Here is a 20737-nt window from a genome sequence, read left to right as displayed (position 1 = left end):
ATGACCACCGTCCTCGAAAAGTCCTCGGCGGGAGTCGCTCTCGTCGATCCCACCGCGCTGTCCGCGCGCACCCAGCGCGCCTCGCGGGTGCCGCGGTCGGTGCAGCGCCTGCTCGGTCCGGTCCTGCTCGTCGTGGCCTGGCAGGTCGCGTCGAGCACCGGGTTCTTCGACGAACGCACGGTGCCCCGGCCGCTGTCGGTGCTGTCCGCGGCGTGGCGGCTCATCACCGACGGGTCGCTGGAGGAGCACCTGACGATCAGCCTGCTGCGCGTCGGCTACGGCCTGCTCATCGGCATCGCGCTCGGGCTGGTGCTCGCCGTGGTCTCCGGCCTGTCCCGCATCGGCGAGAACTTCGTCGACGCCAACATGGAAGTGCTGCGGGCGGTTCCGAACTTCGCGCTGGTACCGCTGCTCATCGTGTGGTTCGGCATCAGCGAGGTCCCGAAGGTCATCCTCATCGTCCTGGCGGTCGCGGTATCCATCTACATCAACACCTTCGCCGCGATACGCAGCGTCGACGCCGGGCTCGTCGAGGCGGCACGTTCGTTCGGGGTCGGCCGCGGCGAACTGATCCGCCGTGTCGTCCTGCCCGGCGCACTGCCCGGGTTCCTCGTCGGCCTGCGCCTCGCCCTCACCGGCGCGTGGCTCTCGCTGATCTTCGCCGAGACGATCAACGCGAAGAAGGGCCTGGGCCGCATGATGACCGACGCCCGCGAGTACTTCCAGATCGACGTCGTGTTCGTACTCATCGCGGTGTACGCAATCCTCGGGCTGCTCTCCATCGCGGTGGTGCGCTGGCTGGAGAACCGGCTGCTGACCTGGAGGCGAGCCTACGATGGCAACTGACCTGGTGGACAACGACACCCAGACGGTCGTTGTCGCGCGCGGTGTGCGACGGGTGTTCGGCGCGCAGACCGTCCTCGACGGTCTCGACGTCGAGATCGCCGCGGGCGAGTTCGTCGCGCTGCTCGGACGCAGCGGATCCGGCAAGTCGACCTTCCTGCGGGCGCTCGGCGCGCTGGACCCCGACGTCCAGGGCCACATCCGGGTGCCCGCGAAACAGGCGGTCGTGTTCCAGGAACCGCGTCTGCTGCCGTGGCAGAAGGTGCTGACCAACGTCACGATCGGACTGCCCAACAACGCCACGGTGCGCGAGCAGGGCCGCGCCGCGCTGGCCGAGGTGCACCTCGAGGACAAGGCCGGCGCGTGGCCGCGCACCCTCTCCGGCGGTGAAGCACAGCGCGTCGCGCTGGCGCGGGCACTCGTGCGCGAACCCCAATTGCTGCTTCTCGACGAACCTTTCGGTGCACTCGACGCGCTCACCCGCATCCGGATGCACGGCCTGCTGCTGCGGCTGTACCGCAAGTACCGGCCCGCGGTCCTGCTCGTCACCCACGACGTCGACGAAGCGATCCTGCTCGCGGACCGCGTGATCGTGCTGACCGACGGGGCGATCTCCCTGTCCACCCGCGTCGACGTGCCGCAGCCACGTTCTCGGGACTCGCGCGAATTCACCGCGCTGCGACGGCGACTGCTCGCCGAACTCGGTGTCGGCGACGAACCCGACGCTCGATAACTCACATCAGAAGGAACATGACGTTGCCTGGAATCAGACGGGCCCGGTGGGCATTGCTGCCCGCCCTCGCATTGACGATGCTCGCCTCCGCCTGCGGGCTGTCCGAATCCGAGGAGAGCGAAGCGCTCTCCGAAGCGACCATCGCGAACACCGTCGACGTCCCCGAGGGGACGGAACTCGTTGTCGCCGAGCAGAACGGGAACCAGTCGCTCGCATGGTCGCTGTCCGGCGCCGGAGCCGACGCGCCCTACGAGGTCACCTTCGCGGACTTCAGCGGCGGCCCCGCTGTCATCGAAGCGCTGCGTTCCGGCGCTGCCGACATCGGCTTCGTCGGCGAAGCGCCTGTTCCGATCGCCGTGTCCAACGGCATCGAGGACATCGTGGTCGTTGCGGGACAAGCGAATCCGGGAAGCAGCGGCGGCTACTACCTCGTCGCGCAGCCGGGCAGTGGCATCGAGACCCTCGAAGACCTGCGCGGCAAGCGCGTCGCATACCCGCCGGGCACCGGCCGTCAGATGATCACCGTCGGCCTGCTCGACCGGGCCGGTCTCGAACTCGGCACCGACGTCGAGGGCGTCGAACTCGCGGGATCGGAGGTGGTGCCGACGTTTGTCGCCGGTGCGGTCGATGCCGCGATCGTCCTCGGGAACCAGTACTACAAGATCGGCTCTCCGCCGATTCTCGGTGACGGAACCGGCATCAACACCGGCATCAGCGCGCTGGTGGTGCGGCGCGATGTCCTCGACGATCCCGTCAAGGTCGCCGCGATCGGCGACTACGTCGGACGGACGGTCGCGGCGAACAACTGGCAGGAAGCCAACCCCGAGCAGTGGGTCGAGGCGTACTACGTCGGTGTCCAGGGCATCACGTACGAGCAGGGCAAGGAACTGCTCGACAAGACCGGCATCGCGAAGTACTACCCGATCGAACCGAAGTTCACCGCACTGTTCCAGACCGTGTCGGACGGGCTCCTCGACACCGGCATCATCGACCGGCCCGTCGACGTGGCTCCCTACCTCGACGACCGCTACAACTCGATCATCCAGGCGCAGAACGACACCGACGGAGTGGCGCTCACACCGCTTCCGTAGTCGTCTGCGACCGCACCCGAACCACACGAGAAGGAGCGACACCATGACCCAGGCCGCAACCCGCATCGAGGTGCGCCCGCAGTCCGGTTGGACCGGCGCCGAGATCCACGGACTCGACCTCACCCGCGAACTCACCACCGACGAGATCGCCACCGTCCGGCAGGCGCTGCTGCAGTGGAAGGTCGTGTTCTTCCGCGACCAGCACCTCGACCACGACCAGCACCTGCGGTTCGCGAACTACTTCGGCGCACCAACGCCCGCCCACCCCCTGTTCGATTCGATCCCGGACCCGAACTACCCGACGATCTACCCGATCTTCCGCGACCGCTTCAAGGCCCGGGTCGCGAGCACTTCCGGCTACGACCGGCCCGGCTGGCACGCCGATGTCACCGCCGCGGTGAATCCGCCGGCAGCGTCGATCCTGCGTGCGGAGGTGCTGCCCCCGTACGGTGGCGACACCCAGTGGTCCAACACCGTCGCCGCGTACGAAGGATTGTCGGCGCCGGTCAAGGCCCTCGCCGACGGCCTGCGCGCCGTGCACCGGTTCAGTCCCGGTGCGGGCACCACCCCCACCGAGGACTACCTGCGCAGGGTCGAGAAGCGGCCGCTGCTCACCGAACATCCGGTTGTGCGGGTGCACCCGGAGACGGGGGAGAAGGCGCTGTACGTCAATCCCGGTTTCACGTCCCACATCGTCGGGGTGTCGCCGCACGAGAGCCGCCGGTTGCTCGAGCTGTTCTACGACGAGCTGGCGCGTCCGGAGTACACGGTGCGGTTCCGGTGGGCGCCTGGCTCGATCGCGTTCTGGGACAACCGCTCCAGCGTGCACCTCGCGCCGCGTGATCTCACCACCGACGACGATCGCCGGCTGTACCGGATCACCCTCGTCGGTGACGTTCCGGTCGGACCGGACGGCCGGGAGTCGGTCGCGCTCGAAGGCGAGCCGTTCGAGGCGATCTGACCTCCGGGGTTACCGGAGATCCTCTTTCAGGGCGTTGACGACGACGGTGACGGGGGCGGTGCCGTCGGCGGCAGGAATGTCGCTGTTGACCGCGGCGACCAGGATCGTGCCGGACGCCGGCAGGTATCCGGCATAGGTGTTGTACCCGGGGAGTTCGCCGGTGTGCTCGAGCCAGCCGTTCTCGATGCCCCAGCCGAAGCCGTAGGCGCGTTCGGGGGTGGCCGGTGGCACGTCGTAGTTGAACGACTCGAGCCGGTACTGCTGGGTTTCGGGGTTGAGGATGCCCTCGCCGGTGCCGAGCGCCTTCGCCCAGCGCTGCAGGTCGTCGATGGAGGAGATCACGGCGCCGGCCGCCCATCCCCACGACGGGTTCCAGTTCGTGGCGTCGGCGGTCTCGCCCTCCGGCTGGCCCTGTTCGGTGATGCCGGCCAGGTGCGGGTCGGGGAACGCCGCGTCGGCGGGCAGGGACGTCTCGGACATGCCGAGGGGTGCGAACAGGTGCTCCTCGAAGTAGTCCGCGAGGCTCTGCCCGCTGACCTGTTCGACGACGAGACCGAGCGCGACGTAGTTCGAGTTGGAGTACTCGAACTGCTCGCCGGGCGCGAAGTTCGGCGGATCGCCGCGCACCACGTCGAGGAGTTGTTCCGGGGTCCACGGAGCGTCGGGGTTGGCGAACAGCTGTTGCTGGAACCCCTCGTCGAAGGTGTAGCTGGGGATTCCGCTGGTCATCGTGGCGACCTGCTCCAGCGTCGCGATGTCTCCGTTCGGAAGGCCCGGTACGTATTTGCCGATCGGGTCCGTGAGCTCGAGCCGTCCGTCCTCCCACAACTGCAGGATCGCGGTGGCGGTCATCGTCTTGGTGAGACTGCCGACGCGCGTGTGGTCCTCCGGTGTCGGCGGCTGCTGGGTGTCGACGCCGGCGACACCCGCGGTCCCGGTCCATTCCCCCTCGGGGCCGATCACCCGCGCGACGACGCCGGGGAATCCGATCTCCCCGTGCAGGCTGTCGAGGGTTTCCTGCAACCGGTCCGCCAGCGCGGACTCGGCGCTCTCCGGGGATTCCGTGCCCGTCGTGGGCGAGGTGGTCGTGTCGTCGCTGGTGCACGCGGAGGCCAGCGCGACGACGGTGGCGGCCAGGAAGATCGGGAGTCTGCGCATGGTGGGCTCCGATGGGACTGGATGGTCGCTTAGTCCGGTTCAGTATGCGGCGGGCTCGGCCGGACTGTCCGCGCGATCACCGAATCCGCCCGCGTCCCCGCGGCCCCGTCCTACCGTGTGGGACGACGGATCGGAGTATCGATGAACCCGCTCATCCACGTGTCACCGCAGGTGCGTGACGCCGTCGCCGACGGGCGACCGGTCGTCGCGCTGGAATCGACGATCTTCACGCACGGGCTGACCCCGCCTCGCAATCTCGAGGTCGCGTTCGAGGCCGAACGGAACCTGCGCGACGCCGGCGTGGTGCCGGCGACCGTCGGCGTGGTCGGTGGCATCCCCACGGTGGGGTTGTCGGACGAGCAGATCACCGCGCTCGGATCGGAGCCGGGCGTCGAGAAGCTCGGCGTCCGCGACCTTCCCGCCGCCGCGGCGAAAGGCATCTCGGGTGGCACGACCGTCGCCTCGACCGCGGTGCTCGCCCACCACGCGGGAGTGCGGGTCTTCGCGACCGGCGGCCTGGGCGGCGTCCACCGCGGCGCGGCGTCGACGTTCGACGAATCCGCCGACCTGACCACCCTGGCATCGGTACCGATCCTCGTCGTCAGCGCCGGAGTGAAATCGATCCTCGATATTCCGGCGTCCCTGGAACGCCTCGAAACCCTGAGCGTGCCCGTCGTCGGCTATCGGACGCGGCGGTTCCCCGGCTTCTACGTGCGCGACAGCGGTTGCGCGATCGACTATTCCGTGGAGTCGCCCGCCGAAGCCGCGGCGATCGTCGACGCCCGCGACCGTCTCGGCTCGAAAAGTGCTGTGCTGCTGGTCAATCCGGTGCCCGAACAGGACCAGCTCGATCCGGCGCTGCACGATCGGGTGCTGCGTGACGCCGAGCATGCCGCCGCGGCCGCCGGGGTCACGGGGAAGGCGACGACCCCGTTCCTGCTCGCCCACCTGCATCACGCCACCGGTGGCCGCAGCCTCGACGTGAACGTCGCGGTCTACCGCGCGAACGTCGCCCTCGCCGCGTCGGTGGCCGTCGAATTGGCATCCGGGTGACCGGGCACTGGGTGTTGCACGTCGACCTCGACCAGTTCATCGCCGCGGTCGAGGTACTGCGCAACCCCGACCTGGCGGGGCGGCCGGTGATCGTCGGCGGTCGCGGCGACCCGACCGAACGGGGTGTCGTGTCCACGGCGTCCTACGAGGCCCGCGAGCACGGCGTCGGGTCCGGGATGCCGCTGCGGACCGCGGCCCGCAAGGTCCCCGACGCGGTGTTCCTGCCCGTCGACGCGGACACCTACACCGAGGTGTCGAACGTCGTGATGGACACGTTGCGCGGGCTCGGCGTCGTCGTCGAGGTCCTCGGCTGGGACGAGGCGTTCCTCGGGGTGGACACCGACGATCCGGAGGCGGTCGCGCGGACCGTGCAGACCGCGGTGTTCGACGCGACGGGACTGCATTGTTCGGTGGGCATCGGCGACAACAAGCTGCGCGCCAAGATCGCCACCGGCTTCGGCAAGCCGCGCGGCATGTTCCGGCTCACCCGCGACAACTGGTTCGCGGTGATGGGCGACCGCGGCACCGACGCGTTATGGGGTATCGGCTCGCGCACCGCGAAGAAACTCGACGCGCTCGGGATCCGCACCGTGCGGGATCTCGCGATGGCGTCGGAAGCGGACCTGGCGGCGCGGTTCGGACCGAAGACCGGGCCGTGGCTCGTCGGACTGGGACGTGGGGTCGGCGGCGCGACCGTGACGGCCGAGCCGTGGGTCGCGCGGTCGCACGGGCGGGAGGTGACGTTCCAGCACGACGTGAGCGACTGGGCGGAACTCGCCGAACATGCGCGCCGGCTCGCGGCCCGCGCCACCGAGGACATCCGCGCCGAGCAGCGACCGGGCGTGCGGGTGGAGGTCAAGCTCCGGTACGCGCCGTTCACCACCCACACCACCGGCCGGGCCCTGCCCGAACCGACGTTGGACTCGCAGGTCGTCTCGGACGCCGCGGTCGCCTTGCTGGACCGGTTCGATCACGACCGGAAAGTACGGCTGATCGGGGTGCGGGTCGTGATGGTCGAGCCGTGAGCGGTCAGCGGGACATGCCGTAGAACCGTTCGACGCGCACCCGCAGCAGCAGCCGCCGTTCGGTCACCATCGCCGCGCGGAACTCGTTCCAATCCGGATGCTCGCCCTGCAGTTGCCGATACTGCTCGACCAGCTGTTCGACGGTCTCATCGTGCGGAAGTGCCGCGACCGGGGACAACTCGGCGTAACCCTCCGCGACCGCGTACGACCAGCCGTCGGCGGAGTCGACGAACATGCTCACGCGCGGGTCGCGGCGCATGTTGCGGGTCTTGGCGCGGTCGTCGGTCACCGAGACGGAGAACGTGCGGGTGCGGGGGTCGTAGTGGTGCAGGATGTTCGACAGCTGCGGCCGTCCGTCCCGCTTGAGGGTGACGAGCGTCGCGACCTTGGTGGTGGTGAACAGCGCTTCGAGCGGATCGGTCGATGCCATGCGTCCAGCCTAGAGCCGTGGTGGGTCGAGTTCGGATGATTCTGTGTATCAGACGGTTTCGAGTGACGAGCCGATGATCTCGGCGAGTTCGCGTGGCGCGTCGTTGTGCACGGTGTGACCGGCGTGCGGCACCGCGAGGATTCGCGCGGCCGGATTGCGCCGCCGGACCTCGTCGGCATCGGAATCGGACACGAAATCCGATGCGCCACCACGGATCAGCGTCAGCGGAACCCCGATGCCCGCTAGATCGTCCCACAGCGCCGACAGATCCTGGCCGTCGTCGAGCACCGCCGAGGGCGTCACGTCGAGAACGATCGCGCGGCGCACCAGTTCCGGAACGATCGCGGCGAGACGGATCGTCGTGAGACCGCCGAGGGAAGCGCCCACCACGGCTTCGGCTTCGGGTGCCCAGCGGCGGACGGCGTGTGCCACCGCGTCGGCCGCGTTCCAGGGGGAGTGGTCGGGGTGGTCGAGCGGCGTCGAATGTCCGTGCCCGGGCAGGTCGACGGCGAGCGCGGGCAGTCCCAGCGCGAGATTGAGTGCATCCCAGGTGTGGGCGTCCTGACCGCTGTCGTGCAGGAACACGATACGAGGCGGTTCGGTGGCCCAGAGCAGCGAGCTCACGTGCACGCCCTCGCGGATGTCGGTGCCGACACGCTGCACCACCGGTGGAGCATCGAGTGTCAGCCCGAGTTCGGCGGCGTTCCGGGGGAGCTGTGCGAATTCGTCGTCCTGGAAATGCGAGACCATGGGGTCCTTTCCGCGCTCGAAGCCGGTGCGCAAGGTTGACGGCAGGAACACATCCTATTTTCTCGGCGCCGTTCCGGCCGGATAGTTGTGCCCGAGCACAGACGGACGGGTGCTCGGCTGCCGGTCGCTGCCGGGGTCTCCAATCCGGTTGCGTATCGGCCCGGAACGACGGTGGACGTCCCGAAAATTCGGTACACCGACCGTCGATTCGGACACTTCACGGCGGGTCCGGTCCCCGGATGACGGCGAAACGACCGTGCACACCGCAGGCCGAACCTTAAGATCGAAAGGTCCGACTGCACGCGAACTCGTCGAGGTATCGCCATGGCCGACGACATCGAGAACGCCCCACGCTCGTCCCCGCAGGAAGGTCGCTTCCCACCGGCGGTGGAGGGACTGCTCGACAGTCCGCTCGCCGGTCTCGCCCCGTGGATCGTGCTCGCCGTCTTCGAGGGGCCGGGCAGTATCGCGTGGGTGGCGGCCGTGGCACTGGGCCTGTCGGTCCTGTTCCTCGTCCTGGACCTGGTTCGCGGCCGGTCGCTGAAACTGCTCGGCGTGGTCGACGTCGTGTTCTTCGCGGCGCTGCTGATCACCCACTTCATGCTGAGCGAGGACAACCAGATATGGCTCGAGACGTGGATCGGTGAGATCGCGAACATCACGCTGGTGCTCATCGCGGTCGGATCGATGCTGGCGCGGAAGCCGTTCACGATCCAGTACGCGCGCGAGGAGGTCGATCCGCAGTACTGGGATTCGCCGGTGTTCCTGCGCACCAACTACGTCATCACCGGGGCGTGGGCACTCGCCTTCCTGGTCGCGGCGGCTGCGGGGTGGTACGGCGACGCGGTGCTCCACGACGACGACAACATCTGGACGGGATGGGTGATCCAGGTTGCGGCGATGGTCGCCGCGATCAAGTTCTCCGCCTGGTATCCCGACCGGGTCAGCGAGCGGATGGGCGACGCCACGGAATGACGGCCGCCGTCAGTCCTGGTCGTCGAGGTAGAACAACACGAGGGTGACGGTCAGGATCAGGGCGGGGACCCACGCTGCCTGCCCGCCGACCCACTGGGACACGAGGGCACCGAAGACCGCGCCGCCCGCGAACGACGCGCAGATCGCGCCGTAGACGGCGGTGTGGCGGCGGGCCACCTCGTCGTGGTCGACGAACCCGCGGAACCAGGCCTCGGTGAGCCGCATCAGGTTTCCGGTCGTCGCGATGGACATGTAGGTGAGCTCGCCGATCATGCGATACAGACCCATCTGCAGTGCCGCGACGAACGCGATGGGAACGGTGACCGCCGCGGCGTGGACGCTGTCCGGCAGGAACCCCACGATCACGAGGATGATCGCCTGCAGGCCCGTCGCCCAGCGCAGCGGGCGGGTGAGGCGGCGTTCGATGCGGCCGGTCTTGACGAGCATCGCGACCGCGATGCCGACGAGGAACGCGAGGATCGGATACAGGTGCGCGAGCGCGTCGCGCCATTGTGCCTCGGCGAGATCGATGCCCATGAGGATCACGTTGGCGGTCTGCGTGTTCGCGAAGACACCGTCGCGGGTGATGAACGTGTATGCGTCGAGGTAGCCGCCGACCATCGTGAGAATGACGGCGAACCGAAGGGAAGTCGAGGTCTGCGTCGCCATGAACCGGGTTCCTCCGCCCGAGGTGCTTCGATCACCATAGGGCCACCGGCGGGGCGCCTGCACAGTTTTCGGCGCCCGTCCAGAGTGCGGTGCGCGCAGATCGGAATCCTTTTACGTGCACGGCCGGGCAGAGGACCATGGACCACGGTGTCCGCGGTCGCGGACGCCGGGTCGACGAGAGGCACAGCCCATGACTGTCACCGACGAATACCTCGAGAACAACAGGAAGTACGCCGAGTCCTTCACCGGTCCGCTTCCGCTGCCTCCCAGCAAGCACGTCGCGGTCGTGGCGTGCATGGACGCGCGGCTGGACGTCTACCGGGCCCTGGGGATCGGCGAAGGCGAATCCCACGTGATCCGCAACGCCGGTGGTGTCGTGACCGAGGACGAGATCCGGTCCCTCGCCATCAGCCAGCGACTGCTCGGTACCCGCGAGATCATCCTCATCCACCACACCGACTGCGGCATGCTCACGTTCACCGACGACGAGTTCAAGCGGTCCATCCAGGACGAGATCGGCATCAAACCGTCCTGGTCGCCCGAGTCCTTCCCGAACGTGGAGGAGGACGTGCGGCAGTCGCTGCGCCGCATCGAGGACAGCGCGTTCATCACCCGGACCGAATCGTTGCGCGGCTTCGTCTTCGACGTCGCCACGGGTCGGTTGAGCGAGGTGAAGTCCGACTGAGGAGACGCGATGGCGACCTTCGTGCTGCTGCCCGGTGCCGGATCGGACTCGTGGTACTGGCATCGGGTGGTGCCGCTGCTGCAGGAACTGGGGCACACCGCGATTCCCGTCGACCTGCCGTACTCCGACGACGCCGCCGGACAGTACGAGTACGCCGACGTGGTGGTCGCGGCGGCCCGGGACGCGCAGTCGCCGCTGGTCCTGGTCGGCCAGTCCATGTCCGCGTTCACCGCGGTGATCGCGGCGGAACGGCTGGTCGTCGACCGGCTGATCCTCGTCGCGCCGATGATCCCGGCGCCCGGCGAGTCACCCGGCGGATGGTGGAGCGCTGTCGGTCAGGAGGAGGCCAAACGCGCACAGGACATCGCGGACGGGCGTGACCCCGACCTTCCCTTCGATCCGCGCGAGCTGTTCTTCCACGACGTGCCCGCCGAGATCGTCGCGGAAGCGTTCACGCACGAAGCGCCCGTGCTCTCGGATTCGGCGTTCGAACCGGCCTGGCGCGCCGACCGATGGCCGGATGTGCCGGTGAGGGTGGTCGCCGGCCGTCACGACCGGTTGTTTCCGCTCGATCTGATCCGGCGGATCGCCCGCGAGCGGGTCGGCGTGGAACCGGACGTCCTCGACAGCGGTCACCTGGTGGCGCTGGTGCGTCCCCGTGAACTCACCGATCTGCTGGTCGCGCCGGTCGAGGGGCGGTAATTCCCGAGTGGCTCAGTGTCCGTTGCCGTTGCCGGCGCTCGTGTGCTGCGCGGCGAGGGATTCGGGCATCGGTTCGTGGCGCAGGTAGCCGCGCGCGAACTCGGCGGTGCCCTGCGTCAGGGCGCGCAGGTCGACGGGATAGCGCGTCAGCTCGAGCTCGGGCACCTCGGCGCGCAGCAGGGTCGTGCCCGGGCCCGCGTTCTCGGTGCCCAGAACCCGGCCGCGCCGGGCCGAGAGGTCGCCGAGGACCGCGCCGAGATAATCGTCGGGGACCACGACCTTCACCGCGTCCACGGGTTCGAGCACCCGCACCGTCGTGTGGGTGGCGGCGTCGCGCAACGCGAGTCCCGCGGCGGCCTGGAACGCCGCATCCGACGAGTCGACCGAGTGGGCCTTGCCGTCGACGAGGGTGACCTTGACGTCGACGAGCGGATGACCGGTGGCCACACCCTTGGCGGTGGCGCTGCGCACGCCCTTCTCGACGGACGGGATGAACTGGCGGGGCACGGCGCCGCCGACGACGTGCTCCTCGAACTGGACACCGCTGCCGACCGGTAGTGGCTCGACCTCGATGTCGCACACCGCGTACTGGCCGTGCCCGCCGGACTGTTTCACCAGCCGGCCGTGCCCCTTCGCGGGACCGGCGAACGTCTCGCGCAAGGCGACCCGGTAGTCGACGATGTCGACGTTCACGCCGTGCCGGTTGCGGAGCCGGTCGAGGACGACCTCGGCGTGGGCCTCGCCGGTGCACCACAACACCAATTGGTGTGTGTCGGGATTGTTTTCGAGGCGCACCGCGGGATCCTCGGCAGTCAGCCGGGACAGGGCCTGCGCGAGCTTGTCGTCGTCGCTTCGGGTGTGGCCCTCGACGGCGACCGGCAGCAACGCCTCCGGCAGCGGCCACGGATCGAGGACGACGGGGTGGTCCGGGTCGCACAGAGTGTCGCTGGGCACGGCGCTGCCGAGTTTGCCGATGCACACCAGGTCCCCGGCGACCGCCTCCGGCACCGGGCGCTGCTGCTTGCCGAACGGGCTGGTCAGCGTCGGGATCCGTTCGGTCGTCTCCTCGGCGTGGCCGGGCCCGCTCAACCGGACGAACGTGTCGGGGCGCAGCCTGCCGGAATAGACCCGCACGAGGCTGATCCGCCCCACGTACGCGTCGCCGGTGACGCGCACGACCTGCGCGGCCAGCGGGGCGTCCGGGTCGGCGAACGGGGCGCCGGGCCGGCGGTGCGTCGGGTCGGGAAACACCGCCGCGATCAGGTCGAGGAGTTCGGCGGCGCCTACCCCGTAGTCGGTGGCGGCGGATGCGGGATGCAGTGTGCACGCGATCATTTCGCGTCGGATACCGTCGGCGAGGGAATCGGTGTCGAGGGTTTCACCCGCCAGGTAGCGCTCCATGAGGGTGTCGTCCTGACCCGAGATCGCCTCGACCAGACTTTCCCGGATCTGCCCCAGATCCGGGGTCTGGCCGGGGTCACCGTAGGTGCGGCCGAGCAGCACGTCCACCGATCCGCACGGGCGGGAGCCGTCGTAGGCCGGCACGAACACCGGGCGCAGGGTGTCGGGTCCGAGACCGAACGCGTCGTGGCATTCGGTGAGCATCTCCTCGTAACCGCTGCGCGCGATGTCGAGTTTGGTGACGACGATGCCGCGGGGGAGTCCGGCCTCGGCGCATTCCCGCCACAGCGCGCGTGTCGCGGCGCTGATCGGGTCGGTCGCGGAGACGACGAACACCGCCGAATCCGCGGCGCGCAGGCCCGCGCGGACCTCGGCGTCGAAGTCCGGGTGGCCCGGCGTGTCGATCAGGTTGATCTTGGTGCCGTTCCATTCCAGCGGGATAACGGCGAGCTGCACCGATCGCCGGTGCTGCTGTTCGATCGGTTCGAAGTCAGAGATGGTGGTGCCGTCCGCTGTGCGGCCCGCACGTCCGATGGCGCCGGCGGCGAGCGCGAGCGATTCGGCGAGGGTGGTCTTGCCGACCCCACTGCATCCGATCAGAACGACGTTGCGCAATTGGTCCGGGCGTTCGACGACGGGCGCCCGTTCGGTTCGCGCCGAGGTTCGGTCGGGCATCGGAGTCTCCTCCCGTGGCATCCGTGCCACCGCTCGACACGGCCTCCGACCAGGGTAACCGTGCGGCTGTGCCGCCCGTGTGCCTTTGTGGCGGTTGGGACCGCCGGAAAGGCACACCGGCGGCGGAGCCGCACCTCACACACGGGCGGCGGAGCCGCACCTCAGTACACGTCGCGCACGTACCGCTTCTCGCGCTTGAGGTTGGTGACGTACTCGGCGGCGCCTTCCTCCGACAGACCGCCGTGCTCGGCGACGATCTCGTGCAGCGCACGATCGACGTCCTTCGCCATCCGGGACGCGTCGCCGCAGATGTAGAAGTGGCCGCCGTCCTCGAGCCACGCGAACAGCTCGGCGCCGTGCTCCTTCATGCGGGTCTGCACGTAGATCTTCTCGGCCTGGTCGCGGGAGAACGCCAGGTCCAGGCGGGTCAGGACACCGGACTCGACGAACTCGGTCAGTTCGTCCTCGTACACGTAGTCGCACGCGCGCTTCTGGTCGCCGAAGAACAGCCAGTTCCGGCCGGTCGCGCCCCGCGCGCGGCGTTCCTGCAGGAAGCCCCGGAAGGGAGCGATCCCGGTGCCCGGACCGACCATGATCATCGGTGCGGTGTCGTCGGCGGGAACCCGGAACGCCTTGTTCTTCGTCACGAAGACCCCGGCGATGCCGTTCTCACCGACCCGGTCGGCCAGGAACGTCGAGCACACGCCGCGACGTTCGCGGCCATCGGTGCCGTAGCGCACCGCCGCGACCGTCAGGTGCACGCTCTGCTCCGTCGCGTTCGGGCTCGACGAGATCGAGTACGCGCGGTGCTGCAGCGGCTTGAGTAGCGACAGGAACTCCTCGGCGGTCAGCTCCGGGGTCGGTTCCAGGCGCAGCACGTCGAGGATGTCGCGACCCCACAGCCAGTCGTCGAGCGCGGCCTTGTCGCCGTGCCGCAGCACGTATGTCAGTTCCTCGTTGTGCGTGCGCTTCTCGACCTCCTCGAGGAGGTCGATGTTCGGCGCGGTGATCTCGTAGCTGTGGGTGAGCAGCTCGGTCAGGGTCTGCTCGTGCCCGGCGGGGACGACCGCGCCGTCCAGGCCGAGGGTGTCGAGCAGTGCCTGCACGAGTGCGGGATCGTTGACGGGCACCACGTTCAGGGCGTCGCCCGCCTCGTACTCGAGGCCCGACCCGGTGAGGTCGAACTCGTAGTGGCGGATCTCCTTGCCGGACCCCTCGCCCGACAGCAGCCGGTTGACCGTGACGGCCGCGGGGAACGGATTCTTGCGGTTCCACTGCGACTTCGCGCGGGCGGGAGCCGGGGCCGCGACGGCCGCGGTTCCGTCGCCGTGGATGCCCTCGACGGCCGCGACGAGCGGCAGGGTCTCGGCGATCCAGGCGGCGGCGACGTCCTCGTAGTCGACGTCGCAGTCCACGCGCGGCACGATGCGCTGCGCCCCGAGCTGCTCGAGCCGCATGTCGATGAGCTTGCCGGCCTGGCAGAACCCGTCGTAGCCGGTGTCGCCGAGCGCGAGCACCGCGAAGTCCATGCCCTCGAGGCGCGGCGCGGACTCGGCCGACAGGGCCTCCCAGAACAGTTCGGCGTTGTCGGGCATCTCGCCCTCGCCGTAGGTGGACGTCACGATCAGCACGCGACCGAACGTCGCGAACCGGTCGAGGTCGACGTCGTCGAGCGCGCACACCGTCGGCGCGAATCCGTGGCTGCGGGCCGCGGCCGCGGTGTCCTCGGCGACGGACTCGGCGTTGCCGGTCTGCGACCCGTACAGGATGTGCAGCGCGGGCGCCGAGCCCGCCGCGGCGGCGGTGTCGGGGCCGGTCGCGAGCAGACGGGTCTGCATGCCGGCGAGGAAGCCGGCGAGCCACGACCGCTGGTCCGTGGTGAACGGGGCGTCGGTGGGGATGAACGGGGTCATGCGGAAGCCACCTCCGTGGAAAGCGCGGGCGACTGGGTGAGCAGATCCGGCACCGCGTGACGCGCGAACAGTTCCTCGTAACCGGGCAACCGGCCGATGGAGTCGTGGTTCTTCCTGTCCTGCAGGAGAATCCACCCGTAGGTGCCGGGGGTGTACACGGACCGGACGTTGCGCAACGCCAGCGACCGCTTGTAGTCGCCGAGGCGCTTGTCGGCGACGAGCACCGCGAGCTCCTCGTCGGTGCGCTCCGAGATCGCCTCGAGCGCGTACCGCTGCAGCTTCTTGACGAGGAAGAAATCCTCGGTCAGCAGCAGGTTGCGCACCGCCTTCTGCACGGCCGGATCGGCGGCGTCGGTGGCGCCGGGGATGCGCTGCATCGCCATCGACTGGGCGGCGGCGAGCACCGTGTAGTTGTTGAGCAGCGCGAACATCGCCTCGCTGTCCGTGCCGTCCGGGGTGACGCCACCGGCCACCGGCGTGCCCTGCTGGTAGTCGGTCTTGAACTTGCGCACCTGGTGCTCGACGAGGGCCGCGGCGACCTCCTCGGCGAGTTCCTTGCGGGACTTCGCGGCGAGGATCTGCTCCGAGTCCTGGTACTGCAGCAGCGCCCGCGGCATGCCGTACACGAAGTGCGCCTGCTCGGTCTGCCAGTTGTCCAGCAGGAAGCGGGCTTTGACGGACCCGGTGGCCTCGACGTGCCGGTGCAGCAGTTCGAGCACGGCCGCATTGTGGACCGCCGCCTGCGGATCGTCGCCGGTGACGGAGCCGAGGACGATCGAGTCGGCGCTGGCCTTGCCGGGCAGCAGTCCCTCGGGGTCGTACTGGTAGACGAACCCGCCGGACATGCCGTTGCCCAGGCCCTTGCCGAATCCGCCGAGGTTGAGCACGACACCGTTCGTCATGTATTCGCAGGCGAATTCGCCGACACCCTCGACGACCGCGGCGGCACCGGAGTTGCGGACCGCGAACCGGTCACCGGCCTGCCCCTGGACGAACAACCGGCCGCCGGTCGCACCGAACAACGCGAAGTTGCCGATGAGCACGTTTCCGCCGTGATCGGCGGAGCCGCCGCCGGGGGAGAGCACGACGATCTCGCCGCCGCACTGGCCCTTGCCGACGCCGTCGTTCGCGGTCCCGGTGTGCGCCAGCACCATTCCGTCGTTGCAGAACGCGCCGAACGACAGGCCGGCCGAACCGGTGGTGGTGACGGTGACGGCACTGTCGCGCAGCCAGCGGCGACCGCGCTCGTCGCGCAGGGCAGCGGGGATCTCATCGAGCTGCTCGTGGTTGAGCATCCGCTCGATGTCGATCGCCAGCTGCGCGCCGACGCTCTTGTTGCGGTTGGTCAGCGCGACACCGCCCCCGAGCGCGACCGCGGTCTCGCCTGCGTCGACCAGCGCCGCCCGCAGCTCGGCGATCCAGCGATCGTCGAGTTCGTAGTCCTTCTCCAGGTACACCGGGTTCTCGACCGAGACCTCCGGCACGACGGTCAACATGGCCCGCAGGTCCAGCTTGCCGACGGACGACGGGTGGTCGAGCAGGTGCAGCAGATCCGAGCGGCCGCGGGCATCGCGCAGCGACCGCAGACCCAGCCGGGCCAGCACCTCGCGGGTCTCGTGCGCGACGTTGAGCAGGTACTGCGCCATCGCGCGCGGATCACCGTCGAACACCTCGGGATTGGTGGTCAGACCGGCCGGGCACTTGACATTGCAGTTCTTGGCCATGACGCACTTGAGCATCATCAGCGCGGTGGTGCCGAACTCGAAGCTGTCGGCGCCGAGCAGCGCCGAGGTGATCACGTCGGACGCGGTCTGGTGTGCACCGGAGCAGCGCAGAACCACCTTGTCGCGCAGACCGTTCGCGCACAGCGCCTGGTGCACCTCGGCGACGCCGATCTCGGCGGAGCGGCCCGCGTACTTGAGCGAGGTGACGGACGCGGCGCCGGTGCCGCCGGTGTTGCCGGCGACGTTGATGACGTCCGCGCCGGCCTTCGCGACACCGACGGCGATGGTGCCGATGCCCTCGGAGGACACCAGCTTGACGATGACCCGGACGCGGGCGGCCTTGCAGTCGTGGATGAGCTGCGCGAGGTCCTCGATCGAGTAGGTGTCGTGGTGCGGCGGCGGCGACACCAGTTCGACGCCGGGCGTGGCACCGCGGGCGGCGGCGATCTCCACGGTCACCTTCGCGGCCGGCAGCTGCCCGCCTTCGCCGGGCTTGGCGCCCTGCGCGATCTTGATCTCGATCTCCTCGAGCATCGGGTCGGCGAGGTAGCCGGCCCAGACCCCGAAGCGGCCGGACGCGAACTGCTTGATCCGCGAACCGCGGATCGTGCCGTAGCGGGAGATGTGCTCGCCGCCCTCACCGCAGTTCGACATGCCGCCGACCATGTTGGTGCCGTGCGCGACGGCCTCGTGCGCGTTGGAATTCAGGGCGCCGTGGCTCATCGCGCCGGACGCGAGGGTGCGGGTGATCTCATGGGCGGGCTGCACCCGGTCCAGCGGCACGCTGTCCGGGGCCTTGCGGACCAGTGCGAGGTAGTCGCGGGCCTGCCCGGTGGCCTGCACGGTGACGGTGTCGCCGTAGCAGCGGTAGCCGAGGATCTCGTCGCCGAACCGGGCGACGAGGGACTGGGCGAGCGCCTCGAGCCGGTCGGCCTCGTCGGCGCGCGGGCCGGTCAGGCGCAGCACGAACTCCTCGTCGCCGACCCGGGCCGCGGAGATGCCGCGCACCAGCATCGAGTTGTTGCCGTAGCGGGCGAAGCGGCCCATCTCGCGGCGGAACTCGTCGGCGGTGGTGGCGTACGTGACGTCGGCGGGGGTCGCGAGGACGTCGCGCAGCGCGGCCGGGCGCTGGGCCCGCTCGTCGGCCATGGTGCGCGCGAACGCACGGTAACCGGGGGTGATCTCGAACCGGTCGATCTCGTCGGAGGTCAGCGCCCGGAAACCGCCGTAGCGGTAGGCGTCGTCGTCGAGGCCGTGGGCGTCGCCGAGGCGGTGCAGCGGCAGCAGCCGCAGCGCGTCGGTCAGGTCGGGTTCGCCGTCCCGCTCGCCGCCGGGCAGCGTGATGGGCTCCTCGGTCATGTCGACGAAGCCGCGCACCGCGGTGGTGCCGTACGAGTGCCCGGCACCCTCGGCGCGCTCCTTGAACAGGCCGAGCAGCGGCACGTCCTTCTCGGCCGCGACCGTCAGGGCACGCTGGTGCCAGTCGGCGACGGCCTGCGCGATCGTCGCGAACCCGACGCCACCGACCGGGGTTCGGACGTTCGGGAACCAGCGGCGCAGCACGGCGTCGTCGGTGTCGAGGTAGCTGGGTTCGAAGAACTCGCCGCCGATGTACGACTCGACGGTGCACAGGCCGACGCGGCCCATCGTCTTCATCAGCGACTTCTCGGCGGCCTTGCGGAACTTCAGGAAGGCGTCGTCGGCGTCGTCGCCGTACTTCTCCTCCGCGCGCATCTGCACCGTCAGCGGGTACACGGCGGCGGCACCGAAACCGAGGGTCGTGGCGATGTGGTGCGAGGAGAACAGCTGACCGGACTCGACGATCACCGAGACCCGCAGCCGCAGGCCCTCGTCGATGAGCCGCTGATTCACGGCGGAGGTGGTCAGGATCATCGGCAGCGCGGCACGATCGGTCGCGACGTGCCGGTCGGTGAGCACCGCGATGCCGCCGGTTTCGCGGGCGAACGCGGCGATCTCGTCGGCGAGGGCCTCGACGGCCGCCTCGAGCGCGGCGGCGTTGGCGGCCGGGTCGTCGAACACCGGCGTGAACAGCATCTGGAAGCGGCGCACGGGGGTGTCGGCCTGCTCGCGGATGCGGAGCATGTCGAGGTGGGTGAGGATCGGCGACGGCACCACGATCTGCCGGGCCTCCGTGGCACCGGAGCCGGGGCGGGCGCCGAGCGCGACCCGCAGCGTCATGCCGTCGGCCTCGCGGATCGAGTCCAGTGAGGGGTTGGTGACCTGCGCGAACCGCTGCGAGAAGTACTTGGCGACGCCGCCCTCCTGATCGGACAGGGCGTTGATGGCGTTGCCGTACCCCATCGCGGAGATCTTCTCGGTTCCCGACGCGAGCATCGGGTCGAGCATGAACCGGAACGACTCCTGGTTCAGCGAGTACGACACGTACCGCTGGTAGCGGTCGAGGTCGCCGTTGTAGCGCAGCGGCGAGCCCGCCTTCTCGGCAGGGATCTCGGGCAGCGACGCGAGCTCGGCGCGGGCATCGGCCACCAGCGCCGGGTAGTCGCGGCGCGCGGCGAGCAGTTCGAGGGCCTCGACGGTGCCGAACGAGCGGCCCTGCTCGTGGTCGAAGTACAGCATGCCGCCGGCCTCGATGCGGCCGCGGCGCAGCACGGTCTCGGGTGCGAACCCGAACTGGCCGGCCTCGGAGGTCACGCCCAGGTACTCGGCGGTCTCGACGGTGCGCAGCGGACGCAGGCCGAGCCGGTCCAGGCGGGCGCCGACGACGCTGCCGTTGCCGAAGATCAGGGCGGCGGGACCGTCGTTCTTCTCCTCGTACAGCGAGAAGAACTCGAGCATCGCGCGCACCTGCGGCGACAGGGTGGTGTCGTTCTCCCACGCCGGGGGCATCATCTGCACGACCGCGGTCACCAGATCGAGATCGTCGTACACCAGCCGCGACGCGAGGGTCTGATCGAAGCGGCAGCTGTCGGACTGTCCGGGCGGTCGGATGATGTTGCGGCCCAGGGCACGAGCGAGCGCGCCCTCGAACAGCCGGTTCTTGCGGTCGGTGTTCAGTTCGCCGTTGTGGGCCATCAGCCGGAACGGCTGCGCCATCGTCGGGTGCGGGTCGGTGTTGGTGGAGAACCGGGTGTGGAAGAAGAGGGTGTGCACCGCGTGCGCCGGATCGGTGAGATCGGCGAAGTAGGGGATGACCTCGTGAGAGTTCAAGCGTCCCTTGAGAACCTGGGTGCGTGCGCTGAGCGAGAGCGGGTACAGCCCGGCCAGCGCCGGATCGGTGTATGCCTGCGCCTCGACCGCGAGCAGCACCTCGTGCAGAATCCGGTCGAATTCCTTTGCGCTGTCCACGGATTCGGGGCGCGCGAAGATCCACTGCCGGATCGGCAGCTGGTAGGCGACGGCGGCCGGCCGCAGCACGCTGTCGTCGACCGGGACGTCGCGCACGGCGAGGACCTCGATGTCCTGCGCCGCGAGGGCCGCGCCGATCAGTTCCTCCGCCGCGGGGCGGGCGGCGGGATCGGTCGGAAGGAAGAAGTTGCCGACACCGAATTCGCCTGCCCGAAGGCTCTTTCCGGTGAGCTGCGAGAAGAACGCGACCGACAGGTCGACGTTGACGCCGGCACCGTCGCCCACGCCCTCGGCGGACATGCCACCGCGGTGCGGGACCACGCAGAGAGCGTCGTGACCGAGGGTGAGGACCTCGTGCGTCTGCACGCCGTCCTTGCGGGTGATGAATCCGACGCCACAGCTGCTCTTGTCGAAAGTGCTGTCGTACAGACCGGTTCCGCCGGCATGCGTAAGCAACGGACGTCCTCCTCGGGTGGATCGTGCCGGCAGCCACGGAGGGGTGAGCCCGGGAATCCGGACTTCCGATGGTGGATGCCGACGTCTGAAATGAGGCAGACGTCGTTGTCTGGCAACCCGCGCGTAGCAAGTTGGAAACCCGCGAGTGCCTGGCCAGCGTACCGCA

The 20737-nt window shown here is 69.4% G+C and carries 16 protein-coding genes; 9 read left to right on the top strand and 7 right to left on the bottom strand.

Annotated elements, in window-relative coordinates; all coding sequences use genetic code 11:
* Genes ACN675_RS07270 through ACN675_RS07255 form a run of 4 tightly spaced genes read left to right on the top strand, consistent with a single transcriptional unit; the run spans position 1 to position 3628 of the window.
* Positions 1–846: an ABC transporter permease gene (locus ACN675_RS07270; RefSeq protein ID WP_420750217.1), complete on the top strand. Its 846-nt coding sequence runs from the start codon at positions 1–3 to the stop codon at positions 844–846.
* Positions 836–1576: an ABC transporter ATP-binding protein gene (locus ACN675_RS07265; protein ID WP_248676673.1), complete on the top strand. Its 741-nt coding sequence runs from the start codon at positions 836–838 to the stop codon at positions 1574–1576. The genes ACN675_RS07270 and ACN675_RS07265 overlap by 11 nt, the downstream gene beginning before the upstream one ends.
* A 23-nt stretch (positions 1577–1599) precedes the next feature.
* Positions 1600–2667, top strand: a complete 1068-nt coding sequence (locus ACN675_RS07260) for a PhnD/SsuA/transferrin family substrate-binding protein (protein WP_231610582.1) — start codon at positions 1600–1602, stop codon at positions 2665–2667.
* A 43-nt stretch (positions 2668–2710) separates the two neighbouring features.
* Positions 2711–3628, top strand: a complete 918-nt coding sequence (locus ACN675_RS07255) for a TauD/TfdA dioxygenase family protein (protein WP_197252391.1) — start codon at positions 2711–2713, stop codon at positions 3626–3628.
* A 9-nt stretch (positions 3629–3637) separates the two neighbouring features.
* Here ACN675_RS07255 and ACN675_RS07250 read toward each other — a convergent pair whose 3' ends face one another.
* Positions 3638–4786 carry a serine hydrolase domain-containing protein gene (locus ACN675_RS07250; protein WP_197252390.1) on the bottom strand — a complete coding sequence of 383 codons (1149 nt, stop codon included), beginning with the start codon at positions 4784–4786 and terminating at the stop codon, positions 3638–3640.
* Positions 4787–4927: 141 nt separating this feature from the next.
* Here ACN675_RS07250 and ACN675_RS07245 point away from each other — a divergent pair, with 141 nt between their 5' ends.
* Positions 4928–5839, top strand: a complete 912-nt coding sequence (locus tag ACN675_RS07245; RefSeq protein WP_197252389.1) for a pseudouridine-5'-phosphate glycosidase — start codon at positions 4928–4930, stop codon at positions 5837–5839.
* Positions 5836–6864, top strand: a complete 1029-nt coding sequence (locus ACN675_RS07240) for a DNA polymerase IV (RefSeq protein WP_420750216.1) — start codon at positions 5836–5838, stop codon at positions 6862–6864. Before ACN675_RS07245 ends, ACN675_RS07240 begins: the two co-directional genes overlap by 4 nt.
* A 4-nt stretch (positions 6865–6868) precedes the next feature.
* On the opposite strand, the gene ACN675_RS07235 is transcribed toward ACN675_RS07240, so the two are convergent.
* The gene (locus ACN675_RS07235) at positions 6869–7294 is read right to left on the bottom strand and encodes a PPOX class F420-dependent oxidoreductase (protein WP_197252388.1); all 426 of its coding nucleotides are present in this window, start codon (positions 7292–7294) and stop codon (positions 6869–6871) included.
* A 48-nt stretch (positions 7295–7342) separates the two neighbouring features.
* A complete protein-coding gene (locus ACN675_RS07230) occupies positions 7343–8044 on the bottom strand; it encodes an alpha/beta fold hydrolase (RefSeq protein ID WP_197252387.1) in 702 nt (233 codons plus the stop codon).
* Between the two features lie 324 nt (positions 8045–8368).
* On the opposite strand from ACN675_RS07230, the gene ACN675_RS07225 reads away from it, so the two are divergent.
* Complete coding sequence (locus ACN675_RS07225) at positions 8369–9019, top strand: hypothetical protein (RefSeq protein WP_420750215.1); 651 nt, start codon at positions 8369–8371, stop codon at positions 9017–9019.
* 9 nt (positions 9020–9028) lie between these two features.
* Here the strand turns inward: ACN675_RS07225 and ACN675_RS07220 are convergent, their stop codons facing one another.
* Complete coding sequence (locus tag ACN675_RS07220) at positions 9029–9688, bottom strand: YoaK family protein (protein ID WP_420750214.1); 660 nt, start codon at positions 9686–9688, stop codon at positions 9029–9031.
* A 190-nt stretch (positions 9689–9878) separates the two neighbouring features.
* Here ACN675_RS07220 and ACN675_RS07215 point away from each other — a divergent pair, with 190 nt between their 5' ends.
* The gene (locus ACN675_RS07215; protein ID WP_420750213.1) at positions 9879–10373 is read left to right on the top strand and encodes a beta-class carbonic anhydrase; all 495 of its coding nucleotides are present in this window, start codon (positions 9879–9881) and stop codon (positions 10371–10373) included.
* Positions 10374–10382: 9 nt separating this feature from the next.
* Positions 10383–11075 (top strand): alpha/beta fold hydrolase, encoded by a 693-nt coding sequence (locus ACN675_RS07210; RefSeq protein ID WP_420750212.1) that lies wholly within the window; start codon positions 10383–10385, stop codon positions 11073–11075.
* A gap of 12 nt (positions 11076–11087) precedes the next feature.
* Here the strand turns inward: ACN675_RS07210 and ACN675_RS07205 are convergent, their stop codons facing one another.
* The 3 genes from ACN675_RS07205 to ACN675_RS07195 form a co-directional block, all read right to left on the bottom strand.
* Positions 11088–13151 carry an elongation factor G-like protein EF-G2 gene (locus ACN675_RS07205; protein WP_420750211.1) on the bottom strand — a complete coding sequence of 688 codons (2064 nt, stop codon included), beginning with the start codon at positions 13149–13151 and terminating at the stop codon, positions 11088–11090.
* A 161-nt stretch (positions 13152–13312) separates the two neighbouring features.
* Complete coding sequence (locus ACN675_RS07200; RefSeq protein WP_420750210.1) at positions 13313–15064, bottom strand: sulfite reductase subunit alpha; 1752 nt, start codon at positions 15062–15064, stop codon at positions 13313–13315.
* The gene (locus tag ACN675_RS07195) at positions 15061–20571 is read right to left on the bottom strand and encodes a glutamate synthase-related protein (protein ID WP_420750209.1); all 5511 of its coding nucleotides are present in this window, start codon (positions 20569–20571) and stop codon (positions 15061–15063) included. The genes ACN675_RS07200 and ACN675_RS07195 overlap by 4 nt, the downstream gene beginning before the upstream one ends.
* Between the last annotated feature and the right edge of the window lie 166 nt (positions 20572–20737).

It is taken from the genome of Rhodococcus sp. O3 (assembly GCF_048897285.1).
GTDB lineage: Bacteria > Actinomycetota > Actinomycetes > Mycobacteriales > Mycobacteriaceae > Rhodococcus.
This window is presented reverse-complemented; position numbering and strand designations above follow the sequence as displayed.